This is a genomic window from Aestuariibaculum sp. YM273 (assembly GCF_030908365.1).
Lineage (GTDB): Bacteria > Bacteroidota > Bacteroidia > Flavobacteriales > Flavobacteriaceae > Aestuariibaculum > Aestuariibaculum marinum.
The window spans coordinates 2285645-2306369 of sequence record NZ_CP133090.1; the positions used below are offsets into that span (position 1 = coordinate 2285645).

The window sequence follows — 20725 nt, forward strand, 5'->3', positions numbered from 1 at the left end:
GAGAAAGCGCTTCAACTATGTAGTTGAAGCGCTTTAAATATATAGAGACGCTTACGCGGAATATTCTCAATCCTTTTATATTAAATACGATTATATTTTAGGTTTGGATGTTTTTATTTCAAGTTTTAATATTTTTCTTTTAACAACTCAGGAAATTTAGCTTTAAACCGATTCAGTCTTGGAATTGATACATTTCGCACATAAGGATTGTTAGGATGCAGGCGTTCGTAGTTTTGATGATAATCTTCGGCTTTCCAGAATTTTTGAAACGGATAGATTTCGGCGGCGATTTTGGCATTAAGCTTTTTAGATAAGTCGGCTTTTTTCTTTAGAATGATTTCTTTTTGAGCTTCATTCTGATAAAAAATAATAGAACGGTATTGCGATCCAATATCATTGCCTTGTCCGTTAACCTGAGTCACATTTTGTGATCCAAAATACACATCTACCAGGGTTGAGAAACTAACAATTTCGGGATCGTAAATCACTTCAACCGATTCGGCATGACCCGTTTTACCTGTGTTGTTTGTTTCGTAAGTCGGGTTTTTAGTATGTCCACCGGAATATCCACTAATCACTTCATCTACCCCTTTAATGCTTTCATAAATGGCTTCCACACACCAAAAACAGCCACTGGCAAAATAAGCACGTGCTTTTCCGTTTTTTATAGGGACTTCAACCGGGTTGGCGTGTATTATGGCATTTTGTGCTTTAGAATTCTGAGCAGTATTCTGGCAGCTTATAAGTAACGAAAGCATAAGGGTAAGAATAAGGTGTTTCATTGGTTTCGAGTTGTTACGTTTTTTTGTTTAGACGTTAGAATATGAAAAACCTTAATGTTAAAAAATAAAAAAGCCTTTACTCAAATTTTGGTAAAGGCTTTTAAATATTTAGTTAGAAAGTTATTAGCTTATTTTAGCGAATAATTTTTCCATTTTTTCTTTTTGTTCTTCAGCTAACTGTGCATCAACCAAGATACGTCCACTGTGCTCATCGGTAATGATTTTTTTGCGAGAAGCAATTTCTACCTGAACCTGTGGTGGAATTGTAAAGAAAGATCCTCCAGACGCTCCTCTTTCAATAGGCACTACTGCTAAACCATTTTTAACGTTTTGACGAATTCTGGTGTAAGCAGAAACTAAACGATCTTCGATTTGGTTTTTGTAATCCTCAGATTTTTGAATTAAAGCTTGCTCTTCTTTTTCAGTTTCGGCTAAAATATCGTTCAATTCACCTTTTTTGTGTTTAAGGTGTGTTTCACGTTCTTTTAAACGCTCTTTAGTTTCAGCGATAACTTCTTTTTTCTGTTCGATTTGAACTTTAAATTCTTTAATATGTTTTTCTGCTAATTGAATCTCTAATTCCTGGAATTCAACTTCTTTAGTTAAAGAATTGTACTCTCTGTTATTTCTAACATTCTTTTGTTGCTCAGTATACTTTTTAATTAAAGCTTTAGCTTCTTCAATAAGATTCTTTCTAGATGTAATATCGTTGTCGATAACTTCTAAACTAGAAACTAATTTATCTAATCTGATGTTTAGTCCGGCAACTTCATCTTCTAAATCACGAACTTCTAAAGGAAGTTCTCCTCGAACATTTCTAATTTCATCTATACGAGAATCGATGAGTTGTAAATCGTATAAAGCTCTTAAGCGCTCTTCAACAGTTACTTCTTTATTTTTAGCCATACTTTAAAAATACTTAACAGGATTGGTATTTGTCTTTGATAAAATGATTGCAAAATTAGTAATTTTTTTTGTAAGATGCGCTACTAAACCGTTTTTTGTGAACTGTTCACTTTCATAATGCCCAATATCAGTTAGTAGAATGTTGTTTTCCGCCGTAAAAAAGTCGTGATATTTTAAATCGGCTGTGATAAATGCATCAGCACCAGTAGCTTTGGCTGCGCCAATAGCAAAACTTCCGGAGCCTCCAAGCACGGCAACTTTTTTAATCTTTTTGTTTAAAAAAGCAGAATGTCGAATACATTCGGTATTCATTTTATCTTTAATATAGGTCAGAAAGCTTTTTTCATCCATTGGTTGGTCAAATTCGCCAACCATTCCTATACCAATATGCTGATTTTTATTTTCAATAGTAATGACCTCGTAAGCCACTTCTTCGTAAGAATGCTTTTTAAATAAGGTTTTCAGAATCTGAGATTCTAAATGCTTTGGAAAGGTAACGGTTATTTTTGTTTCGGTTTCGGTATGTGTCGTGCCAGGTTCTCCAATAGTTGGATTTGCATTTTCGTTACCGTTAAAAGTACCATAACCTTCTACATTAAAACTGCAATTACTATAATTACCTATAGTTCCGGCGCCTGCTTCGAATAAAGCTGCTCTAAGTTGCTCGGCTTCATTTTTAGGAACGTAAGTAGTTAGTTTTTTTATGGTTTGTGGTTGCGGAATTAAAACCTGTTTGTTAGTTAATTGAAGCTGATTACAAATCATGTCGTTAACACCTTGAAATGCATTGTCTAATGCCGTATGCATAGTGTATATAGCAATGTCATGTTTTATAGCCTTGAGAACCACGCGCTCCACGTACGTTTTTCCTGTGATTTTCTTCAGTCCCTTAAAGATGATAGGGTGGAAGCTTACAATTAAGTTGCAATTATTTTCGATAGCTTCATCAACAACAGCTTCCAAAGTGTCAAGGGTTACTAACACGCCCGTTAATTTCGCTTTTTTATCACCAACAAGCAGCCCGACATTATCAAAATCTTCAGCGTAAGCTAAAGGAGCTAAGGTCTCCAAGTGATTAATAACATCTTGAATTATCATGAAATTGATTTCTTTATATCAAAGATAAAATTTTAAGTCATTTTGAGGCAATATTTATTAAGTTTTAGAAATCCAAAAGCTTATTTAATGAGAGGAAAAATGCTTATATTGCCACGTTAAAATGAAACTAGATTGGGGCCTGATGAAGTTAATTAGAAAAATAGTCTTTCCGTTTGTACCTGTATATTATTTAATCACCCGTTTAAGAAATGTGTTGTATGATAGAGGTATAAAAACAGCGACATCTTATAATTTTCCGGTGATATGTGTGGGTAACTTAAGTGTTGGCGGAACCGGTAAAACACCAATGATAGAGTATTTAATTAATTTATTGAAGGATGACTATTTTGTAGCAACGTTGAGTAGGGGCTACAAGCGTGAAAGCGAAGGTTTTCAGTTAGGAGATGAACAATCTATCGTTGAAACCTTAGGCGATGAGCCTTTTCAATTCTATAACAAGTTTGGTAATGATATTCTAGTAGCTGTCGATGCAGATCGCAGAAACGGCATTAAGCAATTACAATCCCTAGATAAATCTCCAGAGGTTGTATTATTAGATGATGCCTATCAACATAGAAAAGTTAAGGCCGGGTTTAATATTTTATTATCAGCCTATAGTAATATTTATACCAAAGACTGGATGTTACCTACGGGTAATTTGCGTGAGCCTAGAAGTGGAGCAAAACGTGCTAACCTAATTGTAATTACTAAGTGTCCGTACAATTTAAGTGAAGCTAGAAAAGCACATATTATAAAAGCTATTAAGCCTGAAAAGAATCAGGAAGTGTTTTTTAGTTCTATAGCTTATGATACCCATGTGCATTCATGGAATCAATCTGTAAGTTTGGAATCTTTTAATGATTTTACCTTGGTTACCGGTATTGCTAATGCCAATACTTTGGTGAAATATTTAAAGGATAAACAGCGAAATTTCGATCATTTGGATTTTGATGATCATCATAATTTCACGGATCATGAGATTTTATTCTTAAGTACAAAGTCGGTTATTTTAACAACTGAGAAAGATTTTATGCGACTAAAACAATATGATGTACTTAAAGGTAAGTTGTATTACCTGCCAATAAAAACTAAAATTGATAGGCCAGAAGTCTTTGATAAATTAATTTTAGATTTTGTTAAACAGTGATTAAGCTGTTTCAGACTTTCCTTTATTTGAAGCCAATGCATTATAAAGCTTTTTCTCGAACTCTTCCTGTTTAAAAGGTTTAGGAATGATGTCGGTAAATCCAGCTTCCTCAAACTCATGCATTTTATCTTCAATAGTTACGGCTGTAAGGGCAAAAATAGTAAGCTCCTTATCAAAGGTTCTAACAATTTTAGTCGCCTCTATACCGCTAATACCAGGCATGTGTATATCCATTAAAATAATGTCGTACTTATTGGTTTTAACCTTATCTACCGCAGCTTCACCATTATCAACAATCTCACAATTCAGCTTCATCTTAGTTAAGATTTTCTTAGTAATCATCTGGTTGATTTTATTGTCTTCAACAACTAATACCTTAACGTTTTCTAAGTCTAATTCTTCAGGGTTTCCACTAAAATAGGTGGTCTTGTTTTCTAAGTTTTCTTCGGTAGCAGTATGTTCTAAAGGAATTTCGAAGTAGAACGTTGTGCCTTTTCCAAGTTCACTCTTTACGTAAATTTTTCCTTTTAGAATATCTATTAAACCTTTAACAATAGATAAACCTAATCCGGTACCTCCGTACTTACGATTGATTTGAATTGATCCTTGTGAGAAACTTTCGAACATGTGGTCCTGTTTCTCTTGGCTTATACCAATACCGTTATCTTCTACCTCAAAGCGAAGGGTGTAGATGTTACCGTTCTCTTCAATTTTATAGATTCTAATCCAGATATCACCGTCTTTAGTAAACTTAATAGAATTACCAACCAAATTAATAAGAATTTGAGATATTTTAATTTGATCGGCGATAAAGTTTTCACCAAGCGTGGTGTCGTATTCCAGATGTATTTTTACATTATTATCTTGAGCAGAATTGTTTAAAGCGAGGATAATATTGTTGATTTTTTTCTTAAGGTTGAACGGTTCTGGTTCAATGTCTACTTTATTGGCTTCAATTTTATTAATTTGAAGAATATCGTTAATGAAAGTCAGCAGATAGTCTCCAGAGAATTTCAAGGACTTTAAATGCTGAATTTGCTCAGGTTTTGGGTTTTCCTCTAGTAACATATTACTTAAACCTGTTACAGCGTAAAGCGGTGTGCGCAATTCATGTGTTACAGTTGAAAGGAAATTAGCTTTTGTTTTTGATGCTAATTCCGCTTTTTCTTTAGCAATAATAAGTTCTCCGTTTTTCTTGTGGAGCATATTATTGGTCTTTAATCTAATGTTGTTGTTTTTATACAGCGACAGTGTTAATAACGATAGGATGGTAATTAAGGCAACACTTAAAATGGAGATTAAGGTACCTAAATTTTTATCGTCTTCGGCTTTTTCCTTGTCTTCCGATAATTTTGCATTTTCCTGAAGTGCGTAATCTAATTTAGCTTGCGTTTCCTGAGCTTTAGAATAGTTGGCACGTTTAATACCAGCTAGAGAGTCAGAAATTTCAATATGATGTTTTAAATTCTCTCTTGAAGCTTTGTAATTTTCAAGTTCGTTATAAATATCACTTCGTATTAAATAGCCTTTATCGAGAATACTTAAATATCCTTCTTGCTTTGCAATAGCCACACCTTCGTTAGCCAGTGTTAGAGCTTTTTCATTATTTTTTAGTTTATTGTAAATAATGGCGTGATAAACTAAATCTTCACTTTGAATTTTTAATAAATCATTTTTACGTGCTAAGGCTAAGGATTGTTCGATAACATCTCGGGCTCTGTTGTAATTCTTTAGCAGCAAATAGGTTTTACCTTCAGCGAGAAGCACATCGGCTAAATCTGCATGTAATTCTTCTTCTTCAAATTTTGATTTTGCCGCTCTGTACGAATCTAAGGCTTGATAGTACATTTTTTTGGCGGCATAAACATCGCCAAAAATTTTATACGATTTACCTAGATTAACATTATCGTTTATGGTACGCTGAATTTCAACAGCTTTATTTAAAGAGTTAATAGCCTGCTCAAGCTCTTCAACATATAGTTGAAGCTTTCCTTTTAAGGCATAAATTATGGCTATGTTTTCTTTACTGTTAGTGTTTTCTGCAATCTTTAGTGCAGAATCAAGGTTTTTTTGAGCTTCGTAATAGCTGAAGTTTTCCAGATTAGTTTGAGCATTTTCAATATGATAATTAATTTCATTTTGAATCAACTCAGGGTCATCATTCGCAGAATTCTGCGATGATACGCACATACTAAAGAGCAATAGTAGTAGGACTATGTAACTTTTAATTTGAAGCATTTTAGATATGTTTACCGACAAATATAAATAATTTATCGATAAAAAGCACTTTTTTTCGATAAATTACATATCAAGTCAATTATTCTTTGTGAATATGCACTCTCATTATCGTACCATCCAATAATTTTTACCATGTTACCAATAACAGAGGTCATCCCTGAATCAAATATACAAGAATGTGTGTTACCAACAATATCAATTGAGACAATTGGGTCTTCTGTATATTCTAAAATACCTTTATAATCTGCTAACGATGCTTCTTTAAACGCATTATTAACATCCTCAATACTAACGGTTTTTTGTACATTAAACGTAATATCGGTTAACGAACCGTTAATTACAGGAACCCGAATACCACAGCCTCCAATAACATCTGACAATTCCGGGAATATTTTAGTTAGGGCTTTAGCAGCACCAGTTGTTGTCGGTACAATAGATTGTCCAGCAGCACGCGAACGTCTTAAATCGCGATGTGGCTGATCGTGTAAACTTTGGTCGGTGGTGTAGGAGTGTACCGTAGTAATATATGCCTGATCAATGCCACAAAGCTTGTTAATGATGTCAATCATTGGGGCGGCATTGTTGGTGGTACAAGAAGCGTTAGAAATTATAGTTTCAGTACCATCAATGCTATCGTCATTAACTCCTAAGACAATGGTTTTAATATGATCGTCAATAGGAGGAACACTTAAAACTACACGCTTAGCGCCATTAATAATATGATTTTGTAATTCAGTTTCAGTTTTAAACTTACCTGTAGATTCAATGACAAAATCGATATTGAATGGCGTCCAGTCAATATCTTTTGGATGGTTACGGTTTAAAAGCGCAATCTTTTTTTCATTAAGAATAAAGTGATTGTCTTCAAAAGAAACAGTACCGTTAAAACCACCATGAACACTGTCGTATTTAAGTAAATGACTTAAAGTTTTAACATCAGCTAAATCGTTAATTGCGACTACCTGAACGTTTTCATAATTTTGTAATAGTCTGAAAACGCGTCTCCCTATTCTACCAAATCCATTGATAGCTATGTTAATCATACCTTAGTTAATATGTTTTTGAGCTCTGTAAGATGAACGTACTAATGCGCTACTTTCTACGTGACGGAAACCTAATTCTTTTCCGATGTCTTCGTATTCTTTAAACTGATCAGGCGTAATAAACTGCTGAACAGGTAAATGCTTTTTACTTGGTTGTAAATATTGACCAATAGTAACCACATCAACATCGTTAGCTTTTAAATCGTGAAGCGTTTCAATAACTTCTTCGCGCGTTTCACCTAAACCTAACATAATGCCCGATTTTGTGCGACGTTGTCCTTGTTGTTTTAAATATTTTAAAACACTCATACTACGATCGTATTGTGCCTGAATACGTACCTCGCGTGTTAAACGGCGCACCGTTTCAATATTATGAGATACGACTTCAGGTGCTACATCAATAATTCTGTCGATGTGTTGTTCGATACCTTGAAAATCTGGAATAAGGGTTTCTAGAGAGGTTTCTGGGTTCATTCTGCGAACAGCTTTAACGGTTTCAGCCCACATAATGCTTCCCATATCTTTTAAATCATCACGATCTACACTGGTTAAAACCGCGTGCTTAATGTTCATGAGTTTTATAGAACGTGCTACTTTTTCTGGTTCATCCCAGTCAACAGTTTCCGGACGACCGGTTTTTACACCGCAAAAACCACAAGAACGTGTACAAACATTACCTAAAATCATAAAGGTAGCGGTACCTTCACCCCAACATTCACCCATATTTGGGCAGCTTCCTGAAGTACAAATAGTATTTAATTTATACTTATCAACAAGTCCTCTTAATTCGGTGTATTTTTTTCCAGTTGGAAGTTTAACGCGTAACCATTTTGGTTTTGGTTTTCTCTCCGGTAATATATTTGTAGTGCTTTCTGTATTCATATTGAAAAATAATGCACAAAGATACAAAGTATTCTTTTAAAAAGTGGCTATAATGTGCTTAGATACCAAATGCTAAAACCTATTAAGAAGATAATTCCGAACCAACTTAATATGTGTAATTGTTTTGATGGTTGCCATGCTTTGGGTGTGTGTTTACTTGAAATTAGAATATAGTTGATGATTGCAAAAAATGGAGCTGTTATAAAGGAAAGAATGGTTGCAATTTGAATAAGCATTCCCATTTCTGAAGCTAGAAAGAAAAAGATATAAATAGATCCTATGGTTAATAGCGTCATCCAAAACGTGTAGTTTAATTTTGTTTCTTTTTTGAAAAGGAGTTTTGTGGCTTTAGCCATCGCTCTTGGTGACGCGTCTAGTGTGGTTAAGGTTGTGCTAAACATGGTTGTAAACGCAGCAACACCAATGATAATATAAGCCCAGTTTCCAAGATTTTTAGTGTATAATGTAATAAGTTGTTCTGAAAATACAGAGGCTGACGGACTGAAACTTTCTCCGCTTTTATACATCACTAAAGTACCGAGAAGTAAAAAGCCTATTCCGATAACAATGGTACTTAAATAACCAATATTGAAATCGAATAGCGAGGATTCAGGGGTGTATTGTTTGGTATCTTCGTTTTTTTGAACTGCCCAAAGCGATTGCCAAACCGACACATCTAAAGGCGCAGGCATCCACCCCATAAAGGCGATTAGGAACGCGATGTCTAAACTATTATCCGGAATTATTTGTGTTAAAGAAATAGGTTGGTGTGTTTTAGAAAGGGCAATACAAACAGCAGCAAATGTACTTATGGTTAGAGTAATAACAATAATTTTCATGAGTCGGTCTAACAGTTTGTATTTGCCAATGGTAAGTAGGGTAACGCAAATTAAAAGAATAACCATGGTCCAAATTTCGGTACTGGAAATCATTTTTTCACCAATACTTAAACTGCCAAAGTTGCCAAATAAATTAGTTGCTAAACCAGCAGTTACAATGGTAACGGCAGCCTGAATGGTAAACATTGTGGCAAGATTAAGTATATAATAAATAGTTAATATACTTCTGCCTAATTTTTTATAGCCCTCTAATAAACTTTCACCTGTGGCCGTGGCATAGCGCGGTCCGAATTGAAAAAAGGGGTATTTAAATAGATTAACAACTAGTAAAGCCCAAAGTAGCCCCATTCCAAAATCGGCACCAGCACGTGTAGATTGTACCAAATGAGAAACGCCTACTGCTGCGCCAGCAAATAATAAACCCGGACCTAGATTTTTAAGCTTAGCAATCATTTTTATTTTGACTGAATAATTTCTGCCAGTAGTTTTTTCGCCCTTAGAAGTTTTACTTTCACATTATTTATAGGTTCTTTAAGCTGAACAGAAATTTCCTTGTAGCTTAACTCTTGAAAGTAACGCATGTTGATGATTTCCTGATAGTGGGGTTTCAGTTTTTTTATATCCCGAAGTAGCTTTGCCAGATTCTGATCGGTGATGAGTTTATCTTCAGGAGTTGGAGATTCATCTAAAATTTGATACACCGATTTGTCATCATTCGAAATAACTCGTGAAATTGAATTTTTTTCTTTCCGAAGTAAATCGATGTGAATATTTTTAGAAATGGTGATTAGCCAGGTCTTAAATTTATAGTTGTCATCAAAGGTTTCAATACGGTCGAAGGCTCTTGAAAATGTCTGAATGGTAATGTCTTCGGCGTCATTTTCATTTTGAATACGCTTTAACTGAAAGCCATAAACATCATCCCAAAAGGTATCTAACAAAAAATTAAATGCTTTTTGGTCGTTTTCCTTAGCACGTATAATGGCATCTTTTATTTCCAATGATTGGGTTTTGATGTAAGATTTTTTATAAAGATAACCAATTGTACAATAATTAAAAAGATTTCAAGTAAAGGAAGTAGTATTAAAAGATCGCTTTCATTGAGTTTTTTAGCCGACATACCATAAACAGAATATTGTACAATAAAACGCAGTACAATTAATCCAACAACAAATGGCCACATGAATGTTGTTATAGATAAACCAATGGCTAAAATCCAAAATAAAACCTGACAAAGGTATAACAGGGTTAAGGATAATTTATGATTGAATTTATAATGTTTCGCTGTAGAAATATGACGGCGCTTTTGTCTAATCCAGGCACTCCATTTGGTTTTCGGAACAGATTCGGTAAAACTGTCTTTTGAAAAACAAATTGCAGTATTGTGTTTTGTCGCTACTTGATTTACAAAAAGGTCATCGTCACCCGAACGTACTTTTATATGTTGAATAAACCCATTGGCTTTAAAAAATTCCTTTTTGGTGTAAGCAAGATTTCTGCCAACACCCATATAGGGGTTGCCTAATTTGGCAAAAGAAAAGTAATTAACAGCTGTAACTAATGTTTCGAAACGTATAAGTTTGTTTAAAAATGAATTTTTAATTTTGGCATAAGCCCCATAGCCTAAAACAATAGATGTCTTTGAACTAAAAAAAGAACTCATCTCTTGAATCCAATGTTTAGAGAGCGGTTTACAGTCGGCATCGGTAAATAATAAATACTCATGACTTGAAGCTTTAATACCTAAGGTTAGAGCATATTTTTTATTTCCCCAAAAGGCTTCAATATTTTTTACATCAACAATTTTAATATTACTATGTCGTGTTTTGAAATCTTCCATGACCTCAAGCGTGTCATCACTGGAAGCATCATTTATAAGAACAATTTCAAAATCGGGATAGTTTTGTGAAATGATAGATGGCAGAAACGTTCTTAGATTTTCAGCTTCATTTTTAGCACAAACAATTACCGAAACGGGAAGGTTTTGAGTATGTTTTTTTTTAGGTTTTAAATAGGCGAATTTGCCAAAAACAACTAAATATATAATAACTTGAATAAAAACTACAACAGCAAACGTGTAGAACACAAAATCAAGTATGCTCATATAGGACTATGAGTGTTGAGGTTCGTTACAAGTATCGAACTGATCGGGAGTTTTTCCACAAAACCCACAGGCTTCACCATCTTTATTTAACATTGGGTTTTGGCTGGCACATGTACCGGCAAATTTACCGTCTTTTTTAGCCCAAATTTTAATGGCTATACCTGCGACACCTAATCCTAGCAATGCTAATGTTAATAATACAAGTTTCATGTGAAAATATTTTATGCAAAGATAATGCTTTTTGAATAGAATGTGAAGTTGAGATTAAAAGATAATGTACTTTCTAAATTAAATTTTGGACTACATGTCGTTGTAAAAATTCTTATATTTAGGTAGTTAACCTTTAAATTATTTAATTCATGAAAAAATTATTTGCAGAATTTTTTGGAACATTTTGGCTGGTTTTTGGCGGATGTGGTAGTGCGATTTTCGCAGCCGGATTCCCAGAGCTAGGTATTGGGTTTGCAGGGGTGGCTTTAGCCTTTGGTTTAACCGTACTTACCATGGCATATGCAGTAGGGCATATTTCTGGAGCGCATTTTAACCCTGCGGTTTCTATTGGCTTATGGGCTGGTGGCGTCTTTCCGGTAAAAGAATTATTAGGGTATATTATAGCCCAGGTAGTAGGTGGTATTGCAGCTGCCGGTGTGTTGTATTTAATTGTTTCAGGAAAGTCTGACTTTGTTGATATTGGCAGTTTTGCTGCAAATGGTTATGGTGAATTATCTCCTGGTGGTTATGGTATGGTATCGGTGTTAATTGCCGAATTTGTACTCACGATGTTTTTCTTATTAATTATTTTAGGAAGCACTTACCCAAAAGCTCCGGCTGGTTTTGCTGGCATTGCCATAGGTTTGGCTTTAACTTTAATTCATTTAATAAGTATTCCAATATCTAATACTTCAGTTAACCCGGCACGTTCTACAAGTCAGGCTTTATTTGCCGGAGCTGATTATACTAGTCAATTGTGGTTATTTTGGCTGGCACCTATAGCAGGCGCATTGGTTGCCGGTTTTTTACATAAAACCCTATTAAATAAAGAGGCTTAGTTTTTATGAATTGATATAATAGCGCTTAACAGAAAAGCCTTATTAAGATATGTTAATAAGGCTTTTTTTGTTTTTGAGATTTGGGACTATTAATCTATTTCAAATCGATTTCTGCAACCGAATTATCTAAAGAGGCTGTTGTATTTCCGCCTTTAGGCTCTATGGTAATGTTTAAACCAAGCGCGTTTTCGGCATATGGAATTTTTCTAAGTTGTCTGTCGGTTTCACTTAAAATCCCTAAGCTTACCATTTTGTCCTGTAACTCTGCCCATATTTGGTAACATTGTTCTTCTGGCAATTGAGGTAGAGAAACCACATCAATCATGGATGTTTTGTCCTTAGGATTGATATAAGCAACCGTTTTTAAGTTTTTAGCACGGTTATTACCCTGCATAATGTACTTATAAGTTTCAGGGTCGTTAAGCTGTTTAAACTGTTGCATTAAATCATCTAATCTTTTGTTGTTCATTTGAATGTCACTTCGTAAATCGAAGATTTCATCAACAACAACCTGGTTTTCATGACTTAATTTTTTATTCTGATTGTAGAAAATATATGAGGTTCCTGCAAAAAGTAAGGCGGCAACGCTGGCAGCAATACTGTATTTATACCATGATTTGTAATTTCTAGCAGGTTTTTTCATTTCTACCACAGGAGCGTCGTCAAGTTCATCTAAAATACTATTTAAGATGCTTGCGGGAGCTTCTACAGCTTGACTTTTAGCAACAACCTCTAAATTGTCTTGAAAATTGTTGTATGCATTTTGAACTTCTGGATATTTTGAAATATAGGTTTCAACCATCTCTGTTTCGGCAACAGTGGTTTCACCTAATAGATATTTTTCTAATAGGCCAGAATTTAAAAAAGTAGTTATTTTCGCATTCATGACTTTTTTTAGTTAAGGATTATAAATTTTTTTCAATTCGCGTAATCCAATTTTTAATCTCGATTTTATAGTACCCAGCGGAATATCTAGTTCGTCACTGGCTTCTTGCTGTGTCATGCCCTCAAAAAAGAGTGCTTTTAATACAATTTGATACTTTTCATCTAAACTAGCTAGATGCTTTTTAATATCTAAAACATCCTGATTTAACTCTGATGCTGATAACTTATATACGTATGTGGCTTCTATTTGGACTTCATTTCCATCTTTATTTTTTAAAGATCGAACTTTGTCAATAGCTGTGTTATAGGCAATTCGGTATAGCCAAGTGAAAAGTTTGGCTTTTTTGGCATCGTATTTTTTAGAATAGCGCCATATTTTTACAAAGCTTTCCTGAAGCACATCTTGGGCAGTATCATCGTCTGATATTATTTTTTTTATAACACCAAATAAAGCATCTGCGTAGTTCTCGTAAAGGAGGGAAATGGCTTTTTTGTCGCCTCGTTCTAGCAGATTAACAATTTCTTTTTCTATAGATGATATCAACTTTTATGGTTTTAAAGTGAAAATTTGGGGGCAAAATATCGCCAAAGTTAGAAATTTCTTTTGTATTAAATAATGTTTACTTCAGCTTCTATGTTAATATTAAATAGACGGTTAACTGTATTTTGTATTAGTTTAGATAGTTTTAATATGTCTTCACCCTTGGCATTTCCATAGTTTACCAAGACCAAAGCTTGATTTTTATGAACACCAAAGTCGCCAAAACGTTTTCCTTTAAATCCTGCTTTTTCAATAAGCCATCCGGCAGGAACTTTTACTTCGGTATCTGAAACAGGGTAACTAGGCATGTCTTCAAAATTTGCAAGAAGTTTATTAAATGCCGTTTTTGGAATAACCGGGTTTTTAAAGAAACTACCGCTGTTTCCAATGTCTTTAGGATTTGGTAATTTACTTTCTCGAATAGCAATGACAGCTTTAGAAATATCCTGAATTGTTGGCGAGTCGATCTGCATAGCCTTTAATTGCGATCCAATGGTGCCGTAATTGATGTTTAAATGGTGATTTGTTTTACTTAATTTAAAAGTAACACTCGTAATAATGTATTTGCCTTTAGCCTGTTGTTTGAAAATAGAATTTCTATATCCAAAATTACACTCGTCGTTAGAAAAATTTACAATAGAACTGTTTTCTACAGTTATGGCTTCGCACGAATGAAAAACATCTTTAAGTTCTACACCATAAGCACCAATATTCTGAATGGGTGCTGTCCCGACATTACCCGGAATTAGCGATAGATTTTCAACGCCTCCGTAATTATTGTTAATGCACCACAGTACAAATTCATGCCAGTTTTCACCGGCGTTAGCTTTAACGTAAACCTCGTGTTCATTTTCACTAAATACTTCAATACCTTTTAAATTTACATGAATAACAAGAGCATTAACATCTTTTGTTAGCAACATGTTACTTCCACCACCCAGTATTAATTTATTCGGGTAGTTTTGAAGCGATAAAACGGATTTAAGTTCTTCAACAGAACTCACCGAAACAAAATAATCTGCTCGAACATCAATACCAAAGGTATTAAAAGGTTTTAAGGATATATTTTCTTGAATATGCACTAGTCTTTATAAACTTTTAAGGCTTCTTTAATTATGTTAACGGCTTTTATTAAGCTCTCTTTATTAAGTACGTAAGCAATCCTTACTTGGTTTAGGCCTAAGCCTGGAGTTGAGTAAAATCCTCCGGCTGGCGCAATCATTACTGTTTCGCCATCAACATCAAAGTGCTCTAATAACCACTGTGCAAAATCGTCTGAATTTTTTATTGGTAATTCAACAATACAGTAAAAAGCACCTTTAGGGGATCCTACTTTTACACCTTCAATGTGTTGTAATTCCTTAATTAAGGTGTCACGACGGTCTACATATTCGGCAATTACATCATCAAAATAACTTTGTGGCGTATCTAAAGCCGCTTCACTGGCAATTTGAGCAAATGTTGGCGGACTTAAACGTGCCTGAGCATATTTTAAAACGGTCTGTAATACCACTTTGTTTCTTGAAACTAAGCAACCTACACGTGCACCACACATACTATAACGTTTAGAAACCGAATCGATTAGAATAGTATGCTCGTCCATGTCTTCTAATTGAAGAATAGAGTAGTGGGTTTCGCCGTCGTAAACGAATTCACGATACACTTCGTCAGCAATTAAAAACAAATCATGTTTTTTTGCTAGAGCAGCGAGTTGTTTAATCTCTTCTTTTGAATATAAATACCCTGTGGGATTACCCGGATTACAAATTAAAATAGATTTGGTTTTCGGAGTAATTAGCTTTTCGAAAGTTTCAATAGATGGTAATGCAAAATTATCATCAATATCGCAAATAGCAGGAACGACATTAACACCTGTTGCTGTAGAAAAGGCGATGTAGTTCGCATAAAAAGGTTCAGAGATGATAACTTCATCTCCAGGATCCATAATACTGCTGAATAAAAATAATAAAGCCTCACTGGCACCTGTGGTCACCACAATATCTTCCGGTTTAACTACAATGTCATGTTTTTTATAGTAGGCGGCTAATTTTGTTCGGTAAGTTTCCGATCCTTCAGATCTCGAATAGGAAAGAATTTCTACAGTATTATCTTTAACAGCTTGCAAGGCGACTTCAGGAGTTTTAATATCAGGTTGACCAATATTTAAGTGGTAAATATGTTTACCGTCCTTTTTAGCTTGCTCTGCAAAAGGTACTAATTTACGAATAGGTGACTCGGGCATTAATCGCCCTTTTTTTGATATAGTTGGCATTATTTTGTTGTTACGAGGCGCAAAGTTGGTAAAATTATATTAAAGTTTATTTAAAAATTGGGCTAAAATAAGTATTGTGTTTCAAAGATTTGTAAATTGAATAGGCAAATATTCGAATAAATTCTCATGAAAAAATATGTACTTTTTATTGTATTCCTTTTTTTCTTGGGTTTTCATAATTTTTCTCAAAATAGCTTCGTTGTTCGCAACAAAAAGCAATCTGATAAAGTCAAATTTAAACTCATTAACAATCTAATTATTGTTCCGGTTGAAATAAACGGCGTGAATTTGTCCTTTCTTTTAGATACCGGTGTTACCAAACCTATATTGTTTAATTTTTTAAATGTATCCGATTCTTTAAAAATTAAACATACCGATACGATTTATTTACGAGGGCTGGGAGAAGGCGAGCGAATTATGGCACACCGATCGTTAAATAATGTCTTTAAAATAGGCGATGCGGTTAAATTAAATCAGGATTTATATGCAATTTATGATGCCAATTTAAATTTAGCTCCCAAGTTAGGTGTTCCTGTTCACGGTATTATAGGTTTCGATTTGTTGAAGGATTTGGTAGTTGAAGTAAATTATTCACGACGATTTTTACGACTTACCAACACTGATGAATATCGATACAAAGCATGTAGAAAATGTGAAGATTTTAATTTAGAATTTTATAATAATAAACCTTATTTAAATGCCGTAGTAGATATTAAAGAACAGGCGATACCTGTTAAGTTGTTGATTGATTCGGGAGGGAGTGATGCGCTATGGTTGTTTGAAGACGCTGAGCGAGGTATAGCTTCGGGAAATCATTTTTTTTATGATTTTCTAGGGCATGGTCTTAGTGGGAGTGTTTATGGGAAACGCTCCAAAATAGATGCTTTACATTTAAATAGTTTTACATTAAAAAAACCGAATGTCGCTTACCCCGATTCGTTGTTTATAGCACATGCCAAGCAGCACAGGGAACGTTCAGGGAGTTTGTCTGGTAATGTGTTAATGCGTTTTAATGTTGTTTTCGATTATCAGAAAGCCAAAGTTGTTTTAAAGAGGAATGGTAATTTTAATGACGACTTTAGGTATAACAAGAGCGGAATAGAATTGGCCCATGACGGCGTTAGGTTTGTAAAAGAATCAAGGAGCCGTATTGCAGAAAAAGAAAATCGGCAGGACGATGGGAATAATTTACAAGGGAAACAGATTTTTTTCGCGGAAGATTTTAAATTGGTTTTAAAGCCTATTTATGCCATTGTAGAGCTTCGGGAAAATTCACCCGCGTTTAAAGCAGGATTGCAAATAGATGATATTATCTTATCTGTAAATGGAAAACCAGCGCATCATTTTACACTTCAAAAAATAATGGAAATGTTTTACGAAGATGCCGGAAAGCATATTCGGTTAAAAGTGGAGCGTAATGGTGTAGACTTAAGTTATAATTTCGATTTAGTAAACCCTCTGGAATAAAAAAAGGCAGCTTTTTAAGCTGCCTTTAGTTTGTAAAATTGTTTTGTTCTATTGTTGTACAATGCTTTTTTTCTTTTCAAGCATGGTGTCTGCCGACTTTTTATTTACCACTTCACCTTTAATTTTTAAAGCTACCGTTGGGGTTTCAGCATTAGAAATCACTGTAATCGTTTTTCTAATTGGGTTAACACGGTTTGTATCGTATTTTACCTCAATCACACCAGTTTTTCCTGGTAAAATTGGTCCATCTGGTTTTTTAGGAATAGTACATCCACAGCTAGATGATACCTTTGAAATAATAAGTGGCGCATCTCCTGTGTTGGTAAATTCAAATTCACGAACACCGTTAGAGCCTTTTTCAATCGTTCCGTAGTCAATAGTTTCAGTTTTGAATTCTATCTTCGCTTTTTTATCCTGAGCATTAACTGAAAAACTAATTAATCCGATAAATAAGATTGTTATTAACTGTTTCATGGTTTATTCTTTTTAATTGTTTTATATTCTTGTTTTATACGTGTTTACTGCAGAAATCAAGGTTTTTTAGTCCTAAATTTTCCTAAAAACTAAATCAAACATACTTACTTTTTAATCATTCTACAAAATTTTTAGATGTATTACATTAATGTTTATCTCTAATTGCAAATAAAAGTACGTAATACTTTTCATTATTTTTTTCTAATTCTGTTAAATTAAGTCCTTCTATTTCTTACTGCTAATATAGTTTTCACAGAAAAAGAAATATGAGTACTTTTGCACTTCAATATTCAAAAACTATTCCAAAGTATGCAGATACCTTCAAAATATGAAGCTAGTCAGGTAGAGAGTAAGTGGTACGATTACTGGATGAAACACAATTATTTTCATTCAGAGCCCGATGAAAGAGAACCTTACACTATTGTGATTCCCCCACCAAACGTTACGGGTGTGTTACATATGGGGCACATGTTAAATAACACCATTCAGGATGTATTGATTCGTCGTGCGCGTTTACAGGGTAAAAATGCATGTTGGGTGCCTGGTACGGATCATGCTTCAATTGCTACCGAAGCTAAAGTTGTGGCAAAGTTGAAGGAACAAGGTATTGATAAAAACGATTTATCTCGCGATGAATTTTTAAAGCATGCCTGGGATTGGACTCATGAATACGGAGGTGTAATCTTAGAACAACTTAAAAAGTTAGGCTGTTCTTGCGATTGGGACAGAACTAAATTTACGATGGATGATGATATGTCTGAAGCCGTAATTAAGGTGTTTGTCGACTTATTCAACAAAGGTTATATCTACCGCGGTTACCGTATGGTAAACTGGGATCCGGAAGCAAAAACTACCCTATCTGATGAAGAGGTAATTTACGAAGAAAAGCAAGGGAACCTTTACTATTTAAATTATAAAATTGAAGGTAGCGACGATGTGTTAACCATTGCAACCACGCGTCCTGAAACTATTTTTGGAGATACCGCTATCTGTATTAACCCGACCGATGAGCGTTTTACACATTTAAAAGGTAAAAAGGCGATTGTGCCTATTTGTGGTCGTGTGATTCCGATTATTGAGGATGAGTATGTTGATGTTGAATTTGGTACAGGATGCTTAAAAGTAACACCGGCTCACGATGAAAATGATAAGGTTTTAGGTGATAAGCACAGTTTAGAAGTAGTTGATATCTTCAATGATGATGCGACGCTTAACAGCTATGGATTGCATTATGAAGGTCAAGACCGTTTTGTGGTACGTAAAGCAATTACTAAAGAATTAGAGGAAATAGGAGCTTTGGTGAAAACTGAAGTGCACGTAAATAAAGTAGGAACCTCAGAGCGTACAAAGGCCGTTATCGAACCACGCTTAAGCGATCAGTGGTTTTTGAAAATGGAAGAATTGGTAAAACCAGCTATTGAAGCGGTTTTAGGCGAAGATAACGATATTCAATTATTCCCTAAGAAATTCGAGAACACCTATCGCCACTGGATGGAGAACATCCGCGATTGGAATATTTCGCGTCAGTTATTGTGGGGGCAACAAATTCCTGCGTACTATTACGGCGATGGTAAAGAGGATTTTGTAGTGTCTGAAACGGCTGAAGAGGCTTTAACTTTAGCTCAGGAAAAAACAGGAAATACAAATTTAAAAGCTGAAGATTTACGTCAGGAAACAGATGCTTTAGATACATGGTTCTCATCTTGGTTGTGGCCAATGAGCGTATTCGACGGTATTCGCCATCCTGAAAATGACGATATTAAATACTACTATCCAACTAATGATTTGGTGACAGGACCAGATATTTTATTCTTCTGGGTGGCCAGAATGATTGTTGCCGGGTACGAGTATAAAGGCGAAAAACCATTCAATAATGTATACCTAACGGGGCTTGTACGTGATAAACAACGTCGTAAAATGAGTAAGTCCTTAGGGAATTCGCCAGACGCTTTAAAGCTGATTGAAGAATATAGTGCTGATGGAGTTCGTGTAGGATTACTGTTAAGTAGTGCTGCCGGTAACGATTTATTGTTTGATGAGGCCTTATGTCAGCAAGGAAAAGGTTTTGGAAACAAAATCTGGAATGCCTACCGATTGATTGATGGTTGGGAAATAGATGAAACCATTCCGCAGCCAGAATCTAGTAAAATAGCTCTAGACTGGTATGCGTCTAAATTCCAAAAAGCATTAGTTGAAATCGAAGATCATTTTAGTAAATACCGTTTAAGCGATGCTTTAATGGCGATTTACAAATTAATTATGGATGATTTCTCTGGATGGTTATTAGAAATCGTAAAACCAGCGTACCAAAAACCGGTAGATGTCGCAACGTATAAGGCATTAATCGCTGCGTTTGAAGATAACTTGAAAATTTTGCATCCGTTTATGCCATTCTTAACAGAAGATATCTGGCATTACATTGCAGAACGTACCCCTGAGGAAGCCTTAATTGTAGCAAAATGGCCAGAGGCGAAACCAATAAACGACACGTTAATTTCTGAGTTCGATTTTGCTTCAGAAGTGGTTTCAGGAATTAGAAATATTAGAAAGGAAAAGAACATAGCCTTTAAAGATGCCATTGGTTTCTCCGTAATTAACAATGGGAATACAAGTACAACCTTCGATGCGATCATTCAAAAGTTAGGAAACTTGGAAGCGATTGAATATGTGACTGAAGCCGTTGAGGGTGCTTTAACATTCCGTGTAAAATCGAATGAATATTTTGTGCCAATGGCCGGAAGTATCGATGTAGAAGCAGAGATTAAAAAATTAACGGAAGAGTTAAACTACACGGAAGGCTTCTTAAAATCGGTTCAGAAAAAACTATCTAACGAGCGTTTCGTAAGTAATGCCCCGGAACAGGTAGTCGCTTCAGAAAAGAAAAAAGAAGCAGATGCTTTAGCCAAAATAGAAACGTTAAAAGCGAGTTTAGCAAGTTTAAGCTAAAAACTTAAAAAAATAGAAATATTAAAAGGCACATTTTTAAATGTGCCTTTTT

The 20725-nt window shown here is 34.7% G+C and carries 19 protein-coding genes; 4 read left to right on the top strand and 15 right to left on the bottom strand.

All coding sequences use genetic code 11. From position 1 onward, the window contains the following. Positions 1–125: 125 nt before the first annotated feature. The 3 genes from msrA to RBH94_RS09765 all read right to left on the bottom strand — a co-directional run bounded on the left by msrA (position 126) and on the right by RBH94_RS09765 (position 2786). On the bottom strand, positions 126–782 hold the full coding sequence (msrA, locus tag RBH94_RS09755; protein ID WP_307880734.1) for a peptide-methionine (S)-S-oxide reductase MsrA: 657 nt from the start codon (positions 780–782) through the stop codon (positions 126–128). A gap of 123 nt (positions 783–905) precedes the next feature. Further along, the gene (locus RBH94_RS09760) at positions 906–1688 is read right to left on the bottom strand and encodes a zinc ribbon domain-containing protein (RefSeq protein WP_188224343.1); all 783 of its coding nucleotides are present in this window, start codon (positions 1686–1688) and stop codon (positions 906–908) included. Between the two features lie 3 nt (positions 1689–1691). After that, on the bottom strand, positions 1692–2786 hold the full coding sequence (locus RBH94_RS09765) for a Nif3-like dinuclear metal center hexameric protein (RefSeq protein ID WP_307880735.1): 1095 nt from the start codon (positions 2784–2786) through the stop codon (positions 1692–1694). Positions 2787–2907: 121 nt separating this feature from the next. Here RBH94_RS09765 and lpxK point away from each other — a divergent pair, with 121 nt between their 5' ends. Continuing rightward, positions 2908–3933, top strand: coding sequence for a tetraacyldisaccharide 4'-kinase (gene lpxK / locus RBH94_RS09770; RefSeq protein WP_307880736.1), 1026 nt, complete (start codon positions 2908–2910; stop codon positions 3931–3933). On the opposite strand, the gene RBH94_RS09775 is transcribed toward lpxK, so the two are convergent. The 7 genes from RBH94_RS09775 to RBH94_RS09805 form a co-directional block, all read right to left on the bottom strand. Further along, the gene (locus tag RBH94_RS09775) at positions 3934–6123 is read right to left on the bottom strand and encodes an ATP-binding protein (RefSeq protein ID WP_307880737.1); all 2190 of its coding nucleotides are present in this window, start codon (positions 6121–6123) and stop codon (positions 3934–3936) included. It abuts the gene before it with no gap. 80 nt (positions 6124–6203) lie between these two features. After that, positions 6204–7214, bottom strand: a complete 1011-nt coding sequence (gap, locus tag RBH94_RS09780; RefSeq protein ID WP_307880738.1) for a type I glyceraldehyde-3-phosphate dehydrogenase — start codon at positions 7212–7214, stop codon at positions 6204–6206. A gap of 3 nt (positions 7215–7217) precedes the next feature. Further along, a complete protein-coding gene (gene lipA / locus RBH94_RS09785) occupies positions 7218–8096 on the bottom strand; it encodes a lipoyl synthase (RefSeq protein ID WP_307880739.1) in 879 nt (292 codons plus the stop codon). Positions 8097–8143: 47 nt separating this feature from the next. After that, entirely contained in the window at positions 8144–9388 is a 1245-nt protein-coding gene (locus RBH94_RS09790) for an NRAMP family divalent metal transporter (RefSeq protein WP_307880740.1), read from the bottom strand. Between the two features lie 2 nt (positions 9389–9390). Next, positions 9391–9936 carry an RNA polymerase sigma factor gene (locus tag RBH94_RS09795; RefSeq protein WP_307880741.1) on the bottom strand — a complete coding sequence of 182 codons (546 nt, stop codon included), beginning with the start codon at positions 9934–9936 and terminating at the stop codon, positions 9391–9393. Next, positions 9927–11039 carry a glycosyltransferase gene (locus RBH94_RS09800; RefSeq protein ID WP_307880742.1) on the bottom strand — a complete coding sequence of 371 codons (1113 nt, stop codon included), beginning with the start codon at positions 11037–11039 and terminating at the stop codon, positions 9927–9929. The genes RBH94_RS09795 and RBH94_RS09800 overlap by 10 nt, the downstream gene beginning before the upstream one ends. 6 nt (positions 11040–11045) lie before the next feature. Continuing rightward, on the bottom strand, positions 11046–11249 hold the full coding sequence (locus RBH94_RS09805) for a membrane or secreted protein (protein WP_188224334.1): 204 nt from the start codon (positions 11247–11249) through the stop codon (positions 11046–11048). 149 nt (positions 11250–11398) lie between these two features. On the opposite strand from RBH94_RS09805, the gene aqpZ reads away from it, so the two are divergent. Next, on the top strand, positions 11399–12088 hold the full coding sequence (gene aqpZ, locus RBH94_RS09810; RefSeq protein WP_307880743.1) for an aquaporin Z: 690 nt from the start codon (positions 11399–11401) through the stop codon (positions 12086–12088). A gap of 94 nt (positions 12089–12182) precedes the next feature. Here the strand turns inward: aqpZ and RBH94_RS09815 are convergent, their stop codons facing one another. The 4 genes from RBH94_RS09815 to RBH94_RS09830 all read right to left on the bottom strand — a co-directional run bounded on the left by RBH94_RS09815 (position 12183) and on the right by RBH94_RS09830 (position 15786). Further along, positions 12183–12974 (bottom strand): anti-sigma factor, encoded by a 792-nt coding sequence (locus RBH94_RS09815; RefSeq protein ID WP_307880744.1) that lies wholly within the window; start codon positions 12972–12974, stop codon positions 12183–12185. A 12-nt stretch (positions 12975–12986) separates the two neighbouring features. After that, entirely contained in the window at positions 12987–13517 is a 531-nt protein-coding gene (locus RBH94_RS09820; protein ID WP_188224331.1) for an RNA polymerase sigma factor, read from the bottom strand. 65 nt (positions 13518–13582) lie between these two features. Beyond that, a complete protein-coding gene (murB, locus tag RBH94_RS09825) occupies positions 13583–14596 on the bottom strand; it encodes a UDP-N-acetylmuramate dehydrogenase (RefSeq protein WP_307880745.1) in 1014 nt (337 codons plus the stop codon). Further along, entirely contained in the window at positions 14596–15786 is a 1191-nt protein-coding gene (locus RBH94_RS09830) for a pyridoxal phosphate-dependent aminotransferase (protein ID WP_307880746.1), read from the bottom strand. The genes murB and RBH94_RS09830 overlap by 1 nt, the downstream gene beginning before the upstream one ends. Before the next feature lie 126 nt (positions 15787–15912). On the opposite strand from RBH94_RS09830, the gene RBH94_RS09835 reads away from it, so the two are divergent. Then, positions 15913–17253, top strand: a complete 1341-nt coding sequence (locus RBH94_RS09835; protein WP_307880747.1) for an aspartyl protease family protein — start codon at positions 15913–15915, stop codon at positions 17251–17253. Between the two features lie 48 nt (positions 17254–17301). Here the strand turns inward: RBH94_RS09835 and RBH94_RS09840 are convergent, their stop codons facing one another. After that, entirely contained in the window at positions 17302–17727 is a 426-nt protein-coding gene (locus RBH94_RS09840; RefSeq protein ID WP_188224327.1) for a DUF1573 domain-containing protein, read from the bottom strand. Positions 17728–18036: 309 nt separating this feature from the next. Here RBH94_RS09840 and RBH94_RS09845 point away from each other — a divergent pair, with 309 nt between their 5' ends. Continuing rightward, a complete protein-coding gene (locus RBH94_RS09845; RefSeq protein ID WP_307880748.1) occupies positions 18037–20673 on the top strand; it encodes a valine--tRNA ligase in 2637 nt (878 codons plus the stop codon). Positions 20674–20725 lie beyond the last annotated feature (52 nt).

Bases quoted from the DNA above. Each gene is read 5' to 3' on its own strand.
- msrA (WP_307880734.1), bottom strand. From the start codon at position 782: ATGAAACACCTTATTCTTACCCTTATGCTTTCGTTACTTATAAGCTGC.
- RBH94_RS09760 (WP_188224343.1), bottom strand. From the start codon at position 1,688: ATGGCTAAAAATAAAGAAGTAACTGTTGAAGAGCGCTTAAGAGCTTTA.
- RBH94_RS09765 (WP_307880735.1), bottom strand. From the start codon at position 2,786: ATGATAATTCAAGATGTTATTAATCACTTGGAGACCTTAGCTCCTTTA.
- lpxK (WP_307880736.1), top strand. From the start codon at position 2,908: ATGAAACTAGATTGGGGCCTGATGAAGTTAATTAGAAAAATAGTCTTT.
- RBH94_RS09775 (WP_307880737.1), bottom strand. From the start codon at position 6,123: ATGTGCGTATCATCGCAGAATTCTGCGAATGATGACCCTGAGTTGATT.
- gap (WP_307880738.1), bottom strand. From the start codon at position 7,214: ATGATTAACATAGCTATCAATGGATTTGGTAGAATAGGGAGACGCGTT.
- lipA (WP_307880739.1), bottom strand. From the start codon at position 8,096: ATGAATACAGAAAGCACTACAAATATATTACCGGAGAGAAAACCAAAA.
- RBH94_RS09790 (WP_307880740.1), bottom strand. From the start codon at position 9,388: ATGATTGCTAAGCTTAAAAATCTAGGTCCGGGTTTATTATTTGCTGGC.
- RBH94_RS09800 (WP_307880742.1), bottom strand. From the start codon at position 11,039: ATGAGCATACTTGATTTTGTGTTCTACACGTTTGCTGTTGTAGTTTTT.
- RBH94_RS09805 (WP_188224334.1), bottom strand. From the start codon at position 11,249: ATGAAACTTGTATTATTAACATTAGCATTGCTAGGATTAGGTGTCGCA.
- aqpZ (WP_307880743.1), top strand. From the start codon at position 11,399: ATGAAAAAATTATTTGCAGAATTTTTTGGAACATTTTGGCTGGTTTTT.
- RBH94_RS09815 (WP_307880744.1), bottom strand. From the start codon at position 12,974: ATGAATGCGAAAATAACTACTTTTTTAAATTCTGGCCTATTAGAAAAA.
- RBH94_RS09830 (WP_307880746.1), bottom strand. From the start codon at position 15,786: ATGCCAACTATATCAAAAAAAGGGCGATTAATGCCCGAGTCACCTATT.
- RBH94_RS09835 (WP_307880747.1), top strand. From the start codon at position 15,913: ATGAAAAAATATGTACTTTTTATTGTATTCCTTTTTTTCTTGGGTTTT.
- RBH94_RS09840 (WP_188224327.1), bottom strand. From the start codon at position 17,727: ATGAAACAGTTAATAACAATCTTATTTATCGGATTAATTAGTTTTTCA.
- RBH94_RS09845 (WP_307880748.1), top strand. From the start codon at position 18,037: ATGCAGATACCTTCAAAATATGAAGCTAGTCAGGTAGAGAGTAAGTGG.